This is a genomic window from Rothia sp. P5764 (assembly GCF_048512965.1).
Lineage (GTDB): Bacteria > Actinomycetota > Actinomycetes > Actinomycetales > Micrococcaceae > Rothia.
In genome coordinates this window covers 124,834-141,291 of the sequence record NZ_JBLXXQ010000004.1, presented here as the reverse complement: position 1 = coordinate 141,291, position 16,458 = coordinate 124,834, and the positions used below count along the sequence as shown (strand labels likewise).

13 protein-coding genes and 2 tRNA genes are annotated in these 16,458 nt (G+C 57.5%); 14 read left to right on the top strand and 1 reads right to left on the bottom strand.

The window, feature by feature from the left end; all coding sequences use genetic code 11:
• The first annotated feature begins 257 nt into the window (after positions 1–257).
• From ACN08Y_RS07355 to ACN08Y_RS07295, 13 genes are all read left to right on the top strand, one after another.
• Positions 258–629 carry a DUF6176 family protein gene (locus ACN08Y_RS07355; RefSeq protein WP_419112251.1) on the top strand — a complete coding sequence of 124 codons (372 nt, stop codon included), beginning with the start codon at positions 258–260 and terminating at the stop codon, positions 627–629.
• Positions 630–1,040: 411 nt separating this feature from the next.
• Complete coding sequence (locus tag ACN08Y_RS07350) at positions 1,041–1,607, top strand: GNAT family N-acetyltransferase (protein WP_419105040.1); 567 nt, start codon at positions 1,041–1,043, stop codon at positions 1,605–1,607.
• 32 nt (positions 1,608–1,639) lie between these two features.
• Entirely contained in the window at positions 1,640–2,980 is a 1,341-nt protein-coding gene (locus ACN08Y_RS07345) for a deoxyguanosinetriphosphate triphosphohydrolase (protein WP_419112250.1), read from the top strand.
• A gap of 39 nt (positions 2,981–3,019) precedes the next feature.
• Complete coding sequence (dnaG, locus tag ACN08Y_RS07340) at positions 3,020–4,930, top strand: DNA primase (RefSeq protein WP_419112249.1); 1,911 nt, start codon at positions 3,020–3,022, stop codon at positions 4,928–4,930.
• 95 nt (positions 4,931–5,025) lie between these two features.
• Positions 5,026–5,098, top strand: a tRNA-Asn gene (locus ACN08Y_RS07335).
• Between the two features lie 636 nt (positions 5,099–5,734).
• Complete coding sequence (locus tag ACN08Y_RS07330) at positions 5,735–6,604, top strand: phage holin family protein (RefSeq protein WP_419100226.1); 870 nt, start codon at positions 5,735–5,737, stop codon at positions 6,602–6,604.
• A 223-nt stretch (positions 6,605–6,827) separates the two neighbouring features.
• Complete coding sequence (locus ACN08Y_RS07325) at positions 6,828–8,036, top strand: glycosyltransferase (RefSeq protein WP_419100225.1); 1,209 nt, start codon at positions 6,828–6,830, stop codon at positions 8,034–8,036.
• A 139-nt stretch (positions 8,037–8,175) separates the two neighbouring features.
• Positions 8,176–8,249 (top strand) — tRNA-Ile (locus tag ACN08Y_RS07320).
• A gap of 390 nt (positions 8,250–8,639) precedes the next feature.
• Entirely contained in the window at positions 8,640–10,013 is a 1,374-nt protein-coding gene (gene bioA, locus ACN08Y_RS07315) for an adenosylmethionine--8-amino-7-oxononanoate transaminase (RefSeq protein WP_419112248.1), read from the top strand.
• A complete protein-coding gene (locus tag ACN08Y_RS07310) occupies positions 10,013–11,137 on the top strand; it encodes an aminotransferase class I/II-fold pyridoxal phosphate-dependent enzyme (RefSeq protein ID WP_419112247.1) in 1,125 nt (374 codons plus the stop codon). Before bioA ends, ACN08Y_RS07310 begins: the two co-directional genes overlap by 1 nt.
• Entirely contained in the window at positions 11,134–12,333 is a 1,200-nt protein-coding gene (locus tag ACN08Y_RS07305) for a cytochrome P450 (protein ID WP_419112246.1), read from the top strand. Before ACN08Y_RS07310 ends, ACN08Y_RS07305 begins: the two co-directional genes overlap by 4 nt.
• Positions 12,323–13,081, top strand: a complete 759-nt coding sequence (gene bioD / locus ACN08Y_RS07300) for a dethiobiotin synthase (RefSeq protein ID WP_419112245.1) — start codon at positions 12,323–12,325, stop codon at positions 13,079–13,081. The genes ACN08Y_RS07305 and bioD overlap by 11 nt, the downstream gene beginning before the upstream one ends.
• 215 nt (positions 13,082–13,296) lie before the next feature.
• Positions 13,297–14,349 (top strand): hypothetical protein, encoded by a 1,053-nt coding sequence (locus tag ACN08Y_RS07295; RefSeq protein WP_419105370.1) that lies wholly within the window; start codon positions 13,297–13,299, stop codon positions 14,347–14,349.
• An 85-nt stretch (positions 14,350–14,434) separates the two neighbouring features.
• Here the strand turns inward: ACN08Y_RS07295 and ACN08Y_RS07290 are convergent, their stop codons facing one another.
• Positions 14,435–15,028 carry a M23 family metallopeptidase gene (locus ACN08Y_RS07290; protein ID WP_419112244.1) on the bottom strand — a complete coding sequence of 198 codons (594 nt, stop codon included), beginning with the start codon at positions 15,026–15,028 and terminating at the stop codon, positions 14,435–14,437.
• 507 nt (positions 15,029–15,535) lie between these two features.
• Between ACN08Y_RS07290 and rpsB the strand changes: the two genes are divergently transcribed.
• The gene (rpsB, locus tag ACN08Y_RS07285) at positions 15,536–16,348 is read left to right on the top strand and encodes a 30S ribosomal protein S2 (protein ID WP_419100218.1); all 813 of its coding nucleotides are present in this window, start codon (positions 15,536–15,538) and stop codon (positions 16,346–16,348) included.
• The last annotated feature ends 110 nt before the right edge of the window (positions 16,349–16,458 follow it).

The window sequence follows — 16,458 nt, the reverse complement described above, 5'->3', positions numbered from 1 at the left end:
CATAGTGAGCGTTAGAGTAGCCCCGCCTTTGGCTCTGTTGCCAAGAAAGAACTCATGGCTCCCCAGATAGCCTTGCCAACAAGCTATTTGGTAGGTGCGAGATTTAGTACGGATTAGTCTCTCAGAGCGGAATCGCTCAAGATCACCATAGTTAGGTACATATTTCTCCCTTTTCTCCCTCATAGGGCTACCTTACCAAGTTGAACGAGATCCTCGACTGGTAAAGTATATGGGCCTATGTGAACTACCCTGGAACCATGCTTATTGAACTTACCCGTTTTCGTGTTCTTCCGGGCAAGCGTGCCCTGGTGGATGAGTGGCTGGCCTTCCTCAACTCCAATATGGAGGCTGTGCGCGAGACCCTGGAACCAGAAGAAATGTATGTGGAGACCATCTTCGCTGAGACTATCGACGGGGTGGACTACCTCTACTGGTACTCCGTTCAAGGCGAGCAAGGCGCAAGCCGTTCGGTCCGCGACTCCCCGCACTGGCTGGACCAAAAGCACGTCTACTACTGGCGCGAATGTATCGACCCCACCTACGAGCCCCAGCAACTCACCCCGCGCGTCCACATGATGCCCGAACGGGTGCAGGCCTCCATGAAACCTCTCACACAAGAAAACACCTAGACTCCGCCATTACCACCTGAAAAAACCTCAAGCACCTATCCAGGCCCATGATTCCCTCATCACAGAATGGATTGCCAGCTACAAGCTACCTGAACAACAGGCTCCAGCCAGGCTCCTGTGCGAAGACAATCTGTCAAGATCAATCACAGAACTTGAAGAGCTCTGACCTGATGGAGCCTGCCTCAGCTGGTTCGGCGGTCCCGCTAGCAGCGCAGAACCCTGGCCCCACCGGGAGGACGAGCCCTCCACTGGCACATATCGCAATTCAGTGTCTGCCGCAAACCTTCAGGGGTCCTACAAAGAAGGCACCCCAGAAGGTTTACGGCACATATGCTTGGGGGGCGAGGGCGAAGCGGAGACTGGGAATGCCCCAGCAGCTACCGGCTTGCCCCAGCCACTAGACTAGAAGCTATGACCAGCTACACCGTTCGCCCCGAAAGCCCCGCCGATGTGCCGGCCATTGATGCCCTGCTCCAGAGGGTCTTTCCTACAGGCTACCAAGCCCAACTGGTCACCGACTTACGGGGCAACCCCGCCTCATGGGAGCCCGGTATCTCCCTCGTTGCCCACTCTGCCACCGAAGTCAGCCCCGAGCTGGCTGGCTATGTGCTTCTCAGCCGCTGCTGGGTCGGCTCCTGGCCCGCCCTCGCCCTGGCAACTCTGGCCGTTCACCCCAACCACCGGGGTAGGGGAGCAGGCACCACCCTGGTGCACCAGGCCCTCGAACTAGCTGGCAAACTAGCCCAAGAAACCAACGCCCCCACCAGCGTCATAGTGCTGGGCGATCCCGCCTACTACTGCCGCTTCGGGTTTAGACCGGCGGCCCACAGCGGCGTACGCGCCTACATTGACGGCATGACCCCCGCCGAGCTGGCCCAGAACCTGCAAGCGCTCAACCTGACACCCGACTACCCGCCGCTGGCCGGGGAAGTCACCTGGCCAGCCGAATACCGCCTTGACCAGGGCGACGACCTCTAACCCGCGCCAACCCACCAGCCAGAAAGCAGGGCATGACACCCACACCCGACCAAGTTCCCACCCCGGAACAAGCACCCACCCCCGGCTACACCAGCGCCGATGCCGCCCGCTGGGTACCCGAACACCACCGCTTTGTCTACCGCTCACCTTTCGAACGCGACCGCGCCCGCGTCCTACACTCATCAGCCCTGCGCCGCCTGGGGGCAAAGACCCAGGTGGTAGACCCGGACACAGACGACTTTGTGCGTACCCGCCTGACCCACTCCCTAGAGGTCGCCCAAATCGGGCGCGAACTAGGCCGTATGCTGGGCTGTGACCCAGACGTGGTAGACACCGCCTGCCTGTCCCACGACCTGGGCCACCCACCCTTCGGCCACAATGGCGAAACCGCCCTGGACCGTCTAGCCACCGACGCCGGTGGTTTTGAAGGCAACGCCCAAACCCTGCGCCTGCTCACCCGCCTGGAACCCAAAGTTATCCGCCATGACGGTGGCTCAGCCGGGCTCAACCTGACCCGCGCCGCCCTGGACGCCACCTGCAAGTACCCCTGGACCCGCCAGGCCGCACCAGCCCGAAACGACGGCAAACCCAACCGCAAATTTGGGGTTTACACCGATGACCTGCCCGTCTTTGACTGGTTCCGCACCGGTGCCCGCGAAGCCGGTGCCGAACCGACTCAGAAATGTATTGAAGCGCAGGTCATGGACCTCGCAGACGACATCTCCTACTCGGTACACGACGTGGAAGACGCCGTCTTTGGCGGGCACCTGCAACTGCACCAGCTCAAAGAACCCACCGCTCGCCAAGCTGTTTTTGAGAAGACCCGCCAATGGTACCTACCGGGTGTGGAGGACTCCACACTGGACCAGGCCCTAAGCCGACTCGAAGCACTGGGCCGCTGGGTGCCCTACATGAGCGGCACCCGCTCGTCGATGGCCGCTTTCAAGGCGCTGACCTCCAAATTGATTGGCCGTTTTGCCGCCAGTTCAATGGTGGCTACCCGCCAGCTCTACGGCAACCAACCACTCACCCGCTACCAGGCCCAGCTGGTTGTGCCAGAAGAAACCGAGCACGAAATAGCGGTACTCAAAGGCATTGCCACCGCCTTTGTCATGACACCGCGTGATGCCGGTGCCCACTCCGAGAACCAGCAGGAGATCCTGGAATTCCTGGTCCACGCCCTACTCGATAACCCGGACTACCTGGACCCGGTTTTTGCCGCTGACCTGCGTGAGCTTGGCCCCAACGAGGACACCGCCCGCCTGCGCCTGGTCATCGACCAGGTTGCCTGCCTAACCGACCGCTCAGCCGCCGCTCTCTTCAAACGCATCACCGGTAGCCACTGGGCGATCGGGGACAAACCCCTCTGGTAGGTCACCCGCCGGCTTGACCGCTCAACTAAACTTGAACCCGTGGCAGGCTTAATCAGAAAAGAAGATATTGATCAGGTGCGCACCCGCACCGACATCCGCGAAATCATTGAAGGGTACGTGACCCTCAAATCAGCCGGTATCGGCTCCTTTAAGGGTCTGTGCCCCTTCCACGATGAGCGAACCCCCTCCTTCCACGTGCGCCCACAGATGGGCACCTACCACTGCTTCGGGTGCGGTGAATCAGGGGATGTCATTAGCTTCCTCATGGAGATGGACCACACCTCCTTCACCGAAACCGTGGAGAAGCTAGCCGCCCGCATCAACTACGAACTGCACTACGAGCAAGGCAGCGGCATGAGCAGGGAAGAAGTGGGCCGCCGCCAGCGCCTGCTCGATGCCCACAAGATAGCCACCGAGTTCTTCCAAAAGAACCTCTACACACCCGCTGCCGTAGAAGCCCAAAAATTCTTGGGAGGTCGTGGCTTTGACCCCGCCTCCACCCAAAAGTTCGGTGTAGGCTTCGCCCCGCGAGGCTGGAACAACCTACTCAAATACCTCATGAACAAGGGCTTCACCACCGACGAGCTCCGCGCCACCGGCATGTTCTCCGAGGGCCAGCGCGGCCTCTACGACCGTTTCCGGGGCCGGCTAATTTGGCCCATCCGCAACATCACCGGTGAAACCATCGGCTTCGGTGCCCGCCGTCTCTTTGACGATGACCAGGGCCCCAAATACCTCAACACCCCAGAGACCACCCTCTACAAAAAATCCCAGGTGCTCTACGGCCTGGACCTGGCCAAGCGGCCCATCGCCAAGAAGAAGCAGATCGTGGTGGTCGAAGGTTACACCGACGTTATGGCCGCCCACCTGGCCGGGGTCGATACCGCCGTGGCCACCTGCGGCACCGCTTTCGGAACCGACCACATCAAAATTGTGCGCCGCCTGATCTCCGATGACGGCACCGGGGGAGAGGTTATCTTCACCTTTGACGGGGATGCCGCCGGGCAGAAAGCCGCCCTGGCCGCCTTCTCCGAAGACCAGCGCTTCGTCGCCCAAACCTACGTTGCCGTTGCCAAAAACGGTATGGACCCCTGCGACCTGCGCCTTACACGCGGCGACTCCGCCGTGCGGTCCCTGATCGAGTCCCGCCGACCCCTCTTTGAGTTCGCCATTGACGCGACCCTTGCCAACTACGACCTGAGCACCCTCGAAGGCCGTGTGCGCGGTATGCGGGCTATCGCCCCCATCATCGCCGGCATTAAGGACGCGGCCTTGCGCCCCGCCTACGTGCGCCAGGTATCCGGCCAGCTAGGATTAGAGACGGCCGAAGTTCAACGCGCCGTCACCTACGCCATCAACCACCCGCAGGCCAGCGCCAGCCAAAAAGCCGAAGCCGCAGAAGCCCAACGAGCCGCCTCCCGCCAAGAACAAGAAACCGTCAACACCGTAGCGGAACAGGACCCCTACGAGCTACCCGACCTGCGCGACCCCGCCGCCCGCACCGAACGCGAAGCCCTCGAAGTCATCCTGCAATACCCCGAATCCCTCAGCCTGGAACAGTGGCAAGAACTCGCCACCGTCCACTACCGCTACCGCGCCCACAGTGGCATAGCCCAAGGCATTATCGGGGCAGCCGGAACCATGGCACCAGCTGCCGGGCACGCCTGGGTCAACACCGTCCGGAGCCAGGCACCCGAACCCGTCCACGCCCTCATCGCAGAACTTACCGTAGCCCCCATACCTGCCCGCACCCCAGAACAGCTCCAGCGCTACAGCCGTGACATCCTCAACCGCCTCTTTGAACAGGAAATCACCCGCCAAAAATCAGACCTCCTCATGCAACTCCAACGGATCAACCCCGAAACTGACGCAGAAACCTTCCGCCAGATCCAACAACAGCTCCTCACCCTGGAACTACGCCGCCGCACCAAAATGCAAGGCCAAGACTAAATGTGACTGAGCTAACCTAATCTCGATTTGCGCAGGCCCCCGACCTCGCGTAAAGTTATTACACGTTGCAGCGACAACAATATCGCACACAACATTCCCCCGTAGCTCAATTGGCAGAGCATTCGACTGTTAATCGAAGGGTTACTGGTTCGAGTCCAGTCGGGGGAGCAGATATCAAGAAGCCCACTCACATGAGTGGGTTTCTTTCTTTAACCAGTAACCATTGCGCAGGCTCTTGTGAGCTCGCGCGCTCGCTCCCGCCTGCTCCATCTGGTTCGAGTCCAGTCGGGGGAGCAGATAAATAGCCCCGCCACTAGGAATAAAACTCAGCAGGCGGGGCTCATTTTTTACACCCAAAAACAAGCTGTGGTGTGTTTTTGGTGCTAATTCAAAAAATAGCTACCCTTCACCCAACGGGCTACCCAGATACCCTGTAACATCAAACACACTAGAGGCCCCCCACGTAATGCCGCCCTGTCCTAGCCGGCTTCCGACACCCAAGGGCACCTGCTGCGCCCCTTGAACCGTCTACAGCTAGTTAAAAATGTTTCGGAACAAACCCCATTCCCACCAGGAGAGAGGTACTGGAGTGTTCCCTTGCTCCCTTCCCAGCACAATGACCTCGGGTATTTTATAGAAAACATAAACTTCCCAGAGCTTAAAGCAAAAAAGTCAGTCTACTTTTTATTTATCTAGTGAAGGCTGTAACTATCTGCCTGCAAAAGAACAAATTATCGGTAGACTAAGTGTCTGATGTATGTGCCGATCAGGTACGTGATCGTTCGCAAACAAGAGAGGTGTCTTATGACCACTCCTAACGACCTCAACGGCTCCACACGAGCCCAGGGTCTGCGCGCTGGCCTTAATAACGTTAAGGCAAGCGTCACCAATGTGGCTGATGCTGGCAAGGTGCTGACCCGCCTGGCCCCCAAGCAGCTCAAAGATGAAGTCCAAATCGCCAAACTTGAGGTTAAGGAAAAAGGCCTTGCCCTGGGCAAGGGTGCCGCTGTGGCAGTCATTGCGCTGGTCTTTGCCCTCTTCATGGCCATTGCGCTGGTCATTCTGGCCTACGTTGGCCTCACCTCCTTCCTGCCCAACTGGGCTGCGGCGCTAGTGCTGGTGGGTATCTTCCTGCTGATTGCTATCATCGCTGGCCTGGTGGGCTACAAGATGATTAAGGCGCAGCTACCCTTCAAGCCTGAGTCAGCACTCTTTGGTGTTCTCTACGACCTGGGCGTGCTTAAGCAGGGCTCAGATATGACCTCTGCCCGCCTTAAGAGTGAGCAGGCTCAGAAAGCTGAAGCTAAGCAGGCTGAAAAGCAAGCTGAGAAGGAGAAGGAAGCCAATGAGCCTCAGGCTCCAGCGGCTCCTGCCCCCACCAAGGAACAGCTGATCCAGCGCACTAAGCAGCGCCGCGAACACCTCAAGACTTTGCGCGATGACCTCGAAAACTACTCTCGTGAAGTTCAGGCCGGTGCACGCGGTCTGGTGCAGAATGCCAAGTACTCAGTAAAGAGTGCTCCGCTCACTGCCCTGGACGGCGGCAAGAAGCTAGCGGCTAATGCCACCGACCCCGAAATCTTGCAGGCCCGCTGGAAGCCTTTTGCGGCTCTGGCTACTGCTGTAGGTGCAATTATGCTCTTCCTGGGTAAGCTCTTCCGTCGCAACAAGTAAGCTACTATAACTGTATCGGTCAAGTAGCAGACAAAGGTTCAGGCCCCGCTGGTGGAATATCCGCCGCGGGGCCTGAACTTTTTCTTTTAGAATCTTCGGTCAAATAGCCTCTTGGTGGCATACTCACCCTGTGCTGGCGTTGAGCTTGTGCATCTGGCCCTAAAACCCGGTAAGGTCATGGTAGGACACAATCCTTATCTAACCTGTTGAAGGGATCCAAAACATGGCTCATCAGCCCCTGACAATCCTTATCGGCGCTGATACCTACCCTCCGGATATCAATGGTGCGGCACAGTTCTCATCCCGCCTGGCTCATGCACTGGCGGAGCGCGGACACACAGTGCACGTCATGGCACCTAAGCAGGAAAAAGGAGTGACCAGTTCGCATACAGCCGACGGCATCACTGAGCATCGACTACGGTCACACAAGGTTGTTACCCACCCCTACATGCGGCTCAACTTCCCCTGGGAAATCTATTCGGAAGCTGACAAAATTATTGGGCAGATTCAGCCCGATGTTATCCATATTCAGTGCCACTACATTATCGGGCGTGTACTTGCACGGTTGGGTCGAAAGCGTGGGATCAGGGTTATCGCAACTAACCATGTCATGCCCGAGAACATCACCCCCTTCCTTCCCTTTAACGAGCGTATTAATGCTCTCTTGGAAAAAGCCTCATGGAAGGATATGCGCCGGGTGCTTAAGCAGGCAGCTGTCGTGACTACACCCACCCAAATCGGGGCAGACGCCATGGAAAACGCCGGTAAGTTCCAGCGACCTGTCCTACCGGTATCAAACGGTATTCAAAGCTCCGACTATGAGTTGGCCCCCGGTGAAACGGTGGGGAAGAACCCCGGAGAGTTGACTATCTTCTTTGCAGGCCGCCTGGCAGTTGAGAAGAACATCGATGTGCTGATTGAAGGTTTCTCAAAACTACCCCAGACCTTGCGGGAGCACACTGTCCTTGAAGTTGCAGGTACCGGTGAAATCCTCAACCAGCTCCAGGACAAGGCTCGTACTTGTGGTGTGAGCGATCGCGTGCGCTTCTTGGGGTATGTCTCTGACGAAGAGCTAAGAGCAGGCTACCTGCGGTGCGATGTTTTCTGTCAGCCAGGCACAGCAGAGCTTCAGTCACTGGTGACTCTCGAGGCCATGAGCGCTTCTAAACCCGTGGTTCTTGCTAACGCCCTAGCCCTGCCTCACCTGGTGGAGCAAGGAAAGAACGGTTTTCTCTTCGAGCCGGGTAACACGGATGAACTGGCAGGTTGCCTTGCCCACATCTTGGAGCTACCCGAACAAGAGCGGCGGGCTATGGGGGAGTATTCGCACCAGATGGTTACCCGTCATGCGGCGGATAAAACCTGGGAAACTTTCGAGTCCCTTTACCGATCCGATGAGCTGTACCGCCAGTTCGTGGAAGGCCGAGGCTAGAATCTGCCGAGGCAATCTATTGCGCCCAAAATGCGCAAGATAGGTGGAGTACCTGCTCTACTGGCTCAATGAGTAGTTTGGTAGGCGCAGTGTTTTTAGGTATTCTTAGAGGCAGTGCCGCTTGCACAAGCTGTACTGTGGGGCCTTAGCTCAGCTGGTTAGAGCAGGGGACTCATAATCCCTTGGTCGCGGGTTCAAGCCCCGCAGGCCCTACTCACGAACCCTTTGTCTCACCTGCTGTGGGGCAAGGGGTTTCTCTTTTTCGGTGGCTTTTCATGATGGTTGTTTTTGGTTTTCTTCCTCTTGGGCTCTTATGGACTCCGCTCTTTCGCGTTGCCATTTTGGGGTCAAATAGAAGTAGTGGTAGAGAAGAAAGAGGGCGAAGAGCAGGTTGAAAATGAGGATGGCAGCAATTGCAGTAGCTAGGATTTTCAGCATCTATACCTCCTCTATGGGCATCCTTTTGTTGGCTAGCTAGCACGATCTGGTGAGAGCTTCAGCATAGAATGAGGTGTGTATCACTTATGGCGTATGACTTGGGGTAGTTCCTTTTCGCAGGTTTCTTGTTTGGAGCTTGCCCAATCAATCACCTAAAATTGAACAGTGTTCAAAAAAACATATGCTCCAGCAAAGTCGCTGATTGAACGTGATCGTGGCCTCCTCTGGCACCCCTATGCTCCCTTGGAATCACGCCCCCTATATGCCGTAACAGAAGCGCAGGGGAGTGTCATTACGCTACAAAGCGCTCAAGGAGTCACCTATTCCGCACTCGATGCGATGAGTTCCTGGTGGTGCCAGGTCCACGGCTACCGCAACCCTGCCCTTGATCGGGCGCTGGCTGAACAGGCAACCCGTTTTTCTCATGTGATGTTTGGTGGGCTGACCCATCAGCCTGCTATTGAGCTAGCTGAGCGGCTGGTTGCACTGAGCCCCGAGGGGCTCAACCACGTCTTTCTGGCTGATTCAGGTTCCATCTCTGTGGAGGTTGCTCTCAAACTGGCTGTCCAGTACCAGAGCGCTCTGGGTAAGCCTGAGCGTCGCCGTTTTATTGCTCTGGAGGGCGGTTATCACGGCGACACCATCGGCGCCATGGGAGTCAGCGACCCCGCTGGGAGTATGCACCGCGATTTTTCCCACCTGGTTACTTCTCAGTTCTTTGTGCCCCGCCCACCAGCCGCCCGTTACCTGCCCCAGAGTGATACCTGGGAATGCGATGAGACCGAGCAAATGCAGTGGGAAGAAACAGTGAGCACCCTGGTAGGCCGCTACGCACAAGAGTCTGCTGCCCTGATTCTTGAGCCTGTGGTTCAGGGAGCTGGCGGCATGTTCTTCTACCACCCCAGGTGCCTCAATCATCTGCGTGCCCTAGCTGATGAGCACGGTCTTCTGCTGATTTTTGACGAAATTGCGACCGGTTTTGGGCGAACGGGGCGGTTGTTTGCTGCTGAGTGGGCTGGGGTGACTCCCGATGTGATGACGGTGGGCAAGGCCTTGACCGGCGGGTATCTAACGCAGGCGGCAACTCTGGTGACTAGTCCTGTGGCCGATGTGATCAGCAATTCTGTGCATAAGGCACTGATGCACGGGCCAACCTTTATGGGCAACCCACTGGTGAGCGCGGTTTCCTGCGCTTCCCTTGACTTGCTGACGGGTACCCTGCCCGCCGCGGAGGGATACCCCAGCTCCCTGTGGTCGGATAAGGTTCCCATCATTGGTGAGGATCTGCATAAGGGCCTTGCCCCTGCCCGTGAGCTTGAGATTGTTGAGGACGTGCGTGTGCTGGGTGCTATCGGTGTGGTGGAGCTGGTGCAGGAGGTTGATATCCCTGCTGTAACCGAGTGTGCCTTAGATGCCGGCGTGTGGGTACGCCCCTTCCGTAAGACGGTCTATACCATGCCGACCTATATTAGTAGCCCGCACGATGTGGAGCGTATTGGTGCGGGTATCTGTAGTGCCCTTGAGAGGGTGTATGGCTGATGGCAACCGGTTACCGGCGTCTTGTGGAACAGGCACAGAGGGTACGGCTGGCGCGTGGGCTGGAACGTCAGGCTGCCGTCTTGGGGCCGGTCGCCTGTGACTTGGCAACTAACGACTATCTGGGTTTGCGCTATCACCCCCGGCTGATCCAAGCGGGTCATCGGGCGCTGTCAGATTACGGAGCTTCTGCCAGTAGCTCGCGGGTGGTAAGCGGTACTCTGCCGGTGCACCGTGAGCTAGAAGAGGCCTTGGCTGACCTGCTTGGGGCAGAGTCAGCCCTGGTCTTTTCAAGCGGTTACGCTGCTAACCTGGGGCTTCTGGCTGCGCTGAGCAGACCCAACACCCTGCTGGTGATGGATGAGCACGTTCATGCTTCCCTGCACGATGCCGCTCGTTTGGGGCAGGGGCAGGTGAGGTTTTTTGAACACAACAACCTGGTCCAGGCTGAGCAGGTTTTAGCAGCTAGTTCTCATGCCGTGAAGCTGCTGGTGGTTGAGGGTATCTATTCGGTGCTGGGGGATAGCGCCGATCTAGTGGCCTGTTCTGAGCTGGCGCTGCGCTACGATGCCTTGCTGGTGGTTGATGAGGCCCACTCAATAGGGGTACGCGGCGCTGGCCGGGGGCTGGTGGCTGAGTTCGGTCTTGCCGGGTCTGAACATATCGCGGTGACCCTCTCCTTCGGTAAGGCCCTTGCCTCCCAGGGTGGGGCAGTGCTTGCACGTGCGGGGATTCGAGATTACCTGGTAAATAGCGCTCGCTCCTTTATCTTTGATACTGCTCTCTCCCCGGTGAACGCTGCAACAGCCTTGGAGAGTGTCCGCCTTATCGGTGAAGAGGGCCAGCCTTTAAGTGCCGAGGTGCTGGTCTGCGCACAGCTCATCAGCGGCCAGCTGGGGCTGGAACCAGCTGCTGGTGCTGTGCAGTCTCTACCTATCAGGCAGGGGTCGGGGTGCGCCCGTCAGATACAGGAGCGTCTTGCTTCACGCGGTCTGGCAGTAGGCTGTTTTCGTCCACCTGCTGTGCCCGATGGTATAGCTCGTCTGAGACTGACTGCTCAGGCAGGCCTCGATTCTCAAGTCTTGCAGAGAGCACTTGACCTAGTAGGAGAGGAAGTGGCCCTTTGAGCGCGCCACTAGAGCACTCCCAGTATGAGTCCTTTGTCTGGGATATGAGTCTGCCAACCAATGGGCAAAAATTGGTTAGCAGGGCTGAACTTTCGCAGGGGTACTGGCCTGTGCCGGGGGAGAACCCTTACCTGCTGGTGGGTGGTTCTGAGGCTCTTCGGCAGGTTATGGGCGACACCGAAACTTTTGCCCCCGATAAGGCACTCACCGCTGTTACTCCTTTGGAGCCGGCCTCCTTGCGGATCCTGCTGTCCTATGGGTTCTCGCTGCCGGAGGTCTTAGCCAGCGCAAAGGGAGAGCTTCACCGTTCGGTGCGTCAGCTGGTGGCTTCTTTTTTCACGCCCCAGAAGGTACGCGCCCAGGAGGAAGGGGTGCGGGCCCGGATGAAAGAGGTGCTCGCTGAGCGGGCACCGGGTAGGGGGCAGCTGGCGGTTTTTCACCTGCTGCCAGTGGCTCTGATGCAGGAACTCACCGGTGTACCCAGCCAGGACTACCTCGCCCAGGGACTCGATGAAGCTGAACTTGCTCGTTATTCCCTGGACTCACTCGAACTCTTCTGGGGTTGGGTAGAACCTGAACGCCAGCAGGAACTGGCCCACCGGGCAGGGCAGTTCCACCGCAAGCTTTCAGCTCTGGTTGCTGGGTGTGCTGAGCGGCCAGAAACCCTTTTCGGTGCGCTTGCCCACCAGAAGATTGAGAGCGCGCGGATTGTCTCGCTGGCCTACTTCTTAGCCATAGCAGGCCAGTACACCACCTGCCTGCTCATGAACTCAATCCTCCACGCCGGAGTCACTCAGCAGTGGGGCATTACCCTGGGGCAGTGCACCGACTTTTCTCGGGCTCAAGAGCTGGTGCGTGCGGTGCTCCAGGCGGAATCTTCTGTGCCGACCTGGCGACGGGTAGCTACCGCCGACAGTTCCATCGGAGGGTGCCCTGTCCATGCGGGGCAGGAGGTCCTGCTAGAGGTTAGCGGCCAGCAGAGTGATGACTACCGCCTGGCCTTCGGCTGGGGTGCTCACCGTTGCCTGGGTGCCCTCTTAGCCGAGTCAGAATCTACCTGGATGCTTCATGAGCTGGCTTGCTGGCTTGAGCACGAAAAGCTGAGCCTGCACCTGGCTGAGGAACCCCGCTGGCTTGATCTGCTGTCCTACCGCGCTCCGCTGGAGCTGAAATTTGAGGTGAGAAATGAGTTCTAGTGCCGTGATTTACCATATTGTCGGTACGGATACCGATGTGGGCAAGACCTTGGCAACCGCCTGCCTAGCATCTGCCCTGGAACAGGCCGGCAAACGGGTCGCTATCTACAAGCCAGCCCAAACGGGTGTTGGACCGGGCCAGCCCGGTGACGCTGATTTTGCCGCCTACCTGTCGGGCGCAAGGGCCTTTGAGGGAAGCAGAGCAAGCCGCCCTCTGGCCCCGGTAGCCGCCGCCAGGCTTGACGGTTTTACCCTACCGAGCCTGCAGAAACATGCTGAACGTATCGGCCTTCTCTCAGCCGACTATGATGCTGTTATTGTCGAAGGATCGGGCGGTGTCACTGTGGATATGGCTGAGGGGGAGCCCGGCTCCACCTACAGGCCCTACAACCATGCCCACTTGATTGAGCTTCTTACCCAGTCCGGGCACAGAGCAAAAACTTTCCTGGTTGCTCGAAGCGGGCTGGGAACCCTTAACCACTGCCAGCTCACCGTTTCGTACCTGAGTCAGCTCAATCTTCCGGTGGAGGGCCTTATCATTGGCTCCTGGCCTGCCCAACCTAGCTACATCGAAGAGAGTAATGTGTGTGCCTTGACCGAGATGGGCTATCGTGTCCTTGCTCGGATACCGGCTGGGTTGGGGCGGGGCTTTAGCGCCGGTGAAAGCCATGATCTGCTGTGGCCTGATGCTGCCCTGGAAGATTTCAGGGTGACGGCTCAGCAGCTCTTCGGTGCCCTGGTTGCCTAGGTGGGCCAGATGAGTTTTGGGTGAGCGTAGGAGGTCTAGAGGTCGCTATAGCTGAAGGAAGGCTTTAGTGGCCAAATACACATAATTTTATTTGCTTAATTCTCAATATCCCTATAGGTTGTATGGAGAATACAAATAAGTATTATTGTTTTCTATTGCTTAATGCCAGGGCAAACTGAAATTCTTTACTGTCCCCTTAATTTTAGGAACTTTCTATGTCCCCTGACAAGCAGCTCGCTGAGAAGACCGCTGTGGTCTCGCCAGCCTCATCCCACCGTTTTTCAAGCCTAATTCGCAATGAGGCGGGAGAAAATCTTTCCTGGCCCAGCATCTTTGCCGGTGTTATCACCTTCATTGCACTTAGCGTTCTTTTTTCCCTCGTTGGCGTTGCTATCGGCTTAGGCGGGGTGGACTTCACCTCAGATAATCCCACGCAGGGTGTAGGCACTGGCCTACTGGTGTGGTCCATTTTCTCACTGATTCTTTCTCTGGCCGCAGCAGGTTTTATTTCCGGCCTGACGGCAAGCCGCGCTGGTTTAATCCACGGCTTCCTGACCTGGGCACTTGGTCTGATCGTTGCCCTGGTCATGATTTCCACCTCCGTTACTAGCGCCTTTAACACCCTCGGCAGTGTCGTTGGGTCCGTAGGATCAGGCGTTGCCAGCGCTAGTGGCTCCGCTGCTGACCTGCTCGGGGATGCCGTTGATCTTCCTAGCGGCGATGAACTGGCCGTCAAGGCATCCGGTCTGAGCGATGATGTCGTTACGGCACTCAAAAAGACCCAGATCGAAGAGCTCCAGCCTGACTACCTCAACAACCAGCTCCAGGAATCACTGACCGACCTTCAGAACGCCGGTAAGCGCGTAATCGTCGACGGCGAAGACCTGGGCACTGTTACCGACGACCTGGGTAAGAAGATTACCGACCGTGCTTCTAAAATTTCTGATGGTATCGACAAGGACGAGATCGTTGCTGAGCTTAGCCGCAACACCGATCTGACCCCCGCAGAAGCTCAGTCAGCAGCTGACAACATCGAAAAGTCCTTCAAGGAAGCCAGCACTAAAACTGAGCAGGCTCTTAATGACATCTCAGATCAGCTGGATTCTGCTGTAGAGAAGAGCGCTCAGATTGCTGAGGACGCTAGCAACCAGGCAGCTAAGTACTCCCTGTGGGCCTTTGTGGGTCTGCTCCTTGCAGCTTGCATCACCTCCTTCACCGGTCGCTTAGGCGCTCGTATGGCTAGCTCAACTGCAATGCAGAGGAACTAGACTATAGGCCTGCGGTGCTCTAGCTATTGAGCCACCTTAGCCTTACTCGAAAGCTCCGGGCCCGCTGGCCCGGAGCTTTTGGCGTCTAGGCCGCGAAGTCACTCCCGATGGGTAGGAGAATACTGGGCTCCTCCAACCCCAGTAAGAGGAGCGGGTTAATGTAGCCCATGCCGTGAGCTGCAGTGGATTGAGTGCTCGTCGGCTCTCGGACGCCCCAGTGCAAACAATGGCCTTCTGGGCAGTGCTGAATAAGCGGGTCAAGGCGGGCGATAGGATCTCCGGCGGCTACAGTGGCGCCGACAGGTAGCGGGTCGGTGATCGGTTCAAAACTTGACCTGCGGCCATCGGGGTGTTCCAGTGTTATGACCTGCCGGTCCACTACGGTGCCCGAAAAGACAACCGTCCCTGCTGCCGGAGCTAGAACCTTTCCGTCAGCTTCTAAAGCTAGGTCTACCCCTCGGTGCCCGGCGCTCCACTTGGCGGCTGGCTTCTCAAAAGCCTTCACCACCGTCACTTGGCCCGCTAGCGGTGCCTGCCACACGGTGTTGCCTGCCTCCGCACAGGGACTAGAGACTATGACCCCTAAGAGGGCACACAGACAGTAGGCTAGCCACTGCCAACCCGACCGTAAGTAGATAGTTCTGAATTCCGGCTTGCCGCGCGGTGCACAAAGAATCACGGGCTATAACCTCCCTAGAAGAAGCACCCCTTACCCCCGGTACCTGCTCCCTAGAAGTAATCCGATATCTACCACTGGAAAACTGCCACCGCAAGCCCCCAAACCCCTGTGCTTAAAGCTCAAAAATGCGGTATAGTCGTAGATTGCAGTTTGCCGTTTGTCACCCCGCCCTGAGCGGAACACAAAACGGTAAGGGGAAGCCTTTTTACATGGTGACTCCTCCGCTGAAGCCTGACAGGTTTACCTGCCCAGCATTCACCCGGATCTGACGTCGCGTAACACCCAGCAGCTCACCCGAGTTGATAAGGAACTTTCGGTCCGGCCCTCATGGGTCGGTGAAGGTCCGAGAATCAGCCGCCGCTCCAGCGGCTGAATCGGGGCGTTACCAGGGGAGCGAGGCAAGAGCCTCATAGGCTCCACATGTAAACCGATAACTACTATGCACGGTGCGCGGTTAGCCTGGAATCAGGGGCCCGCCCGGCACTTACCTCAATATAAGGAGACGACATGCCCGTCGTAACTATGCGCCAGCTTCTCGATTCAGGTGTCCACTTTGGTCACCAGACCCGTCGCTGGAACCCCAAGATGAAGCGCTTCATCTTCACCGAGCGCAACGGCATCTACATCATCGACCTGCAGCAGTCACTAGCATTCATCGACCAGGCATACGAAGCTGTTAAGGCAACCGTTGCCCACGGCGGCACCGTTCTGTTCGTTGGTACCAAGAAGCAGGCTCAGGAAGCCATCGCTGAACAGGCTACCCGCGTGAACATGCCCTACGTTAACCACCGCTGGCTCGGTGGTATGCTCACCAACTTTGCCACCGTTTCAAAGCGTATCGACCGCATGAAGGAACTTGAGCAGATCGACTTCGATGATGTCGCAGGCTCACAGTTCACCAAGAAGGAACTGCTCCTTCTGCGTCGCGAACACGAGAAGCTGGAAAAGACCCTCGGTGGTATCCGCAACCTGACCAAGGCTCCTTCCCTGGTCTGGATCGTAGACACCAAGAAGGAGCACCTCGCTGTTGACGAAGCCAAGAAGCTCGGCATCCCCGTTGTAGCTATCCTGGATACCAACTGCGACCCCGATGAGGTTTCCTTCCCCATCCCCGGCAACGACGACGCTATCCGCTCCGTCAACCTGCTGACCCGCGTTATCGCCGATGCAGTTGCCGAAGGCCTGCTGGAACGCGAAAACAAGAAGGCCGGCAAGTCAGCTACCGCTTCCGAAGAGCCCATGGCTGAGTGGGAACGCGAACTGCTGGAGCAGCACGAATCAGCTACCAAGGCTGAAGCTCCCGCTGAAGAAGCTAAGTAAGACAGCATCATAGAGATATCGGCACCCGCCCACATTCGGTGGGTGCCGTTCTTTCACCCCGGCCCCCGGGGACAATAGATTTATCCCAATCTGTTCAAACACCAAGGAGT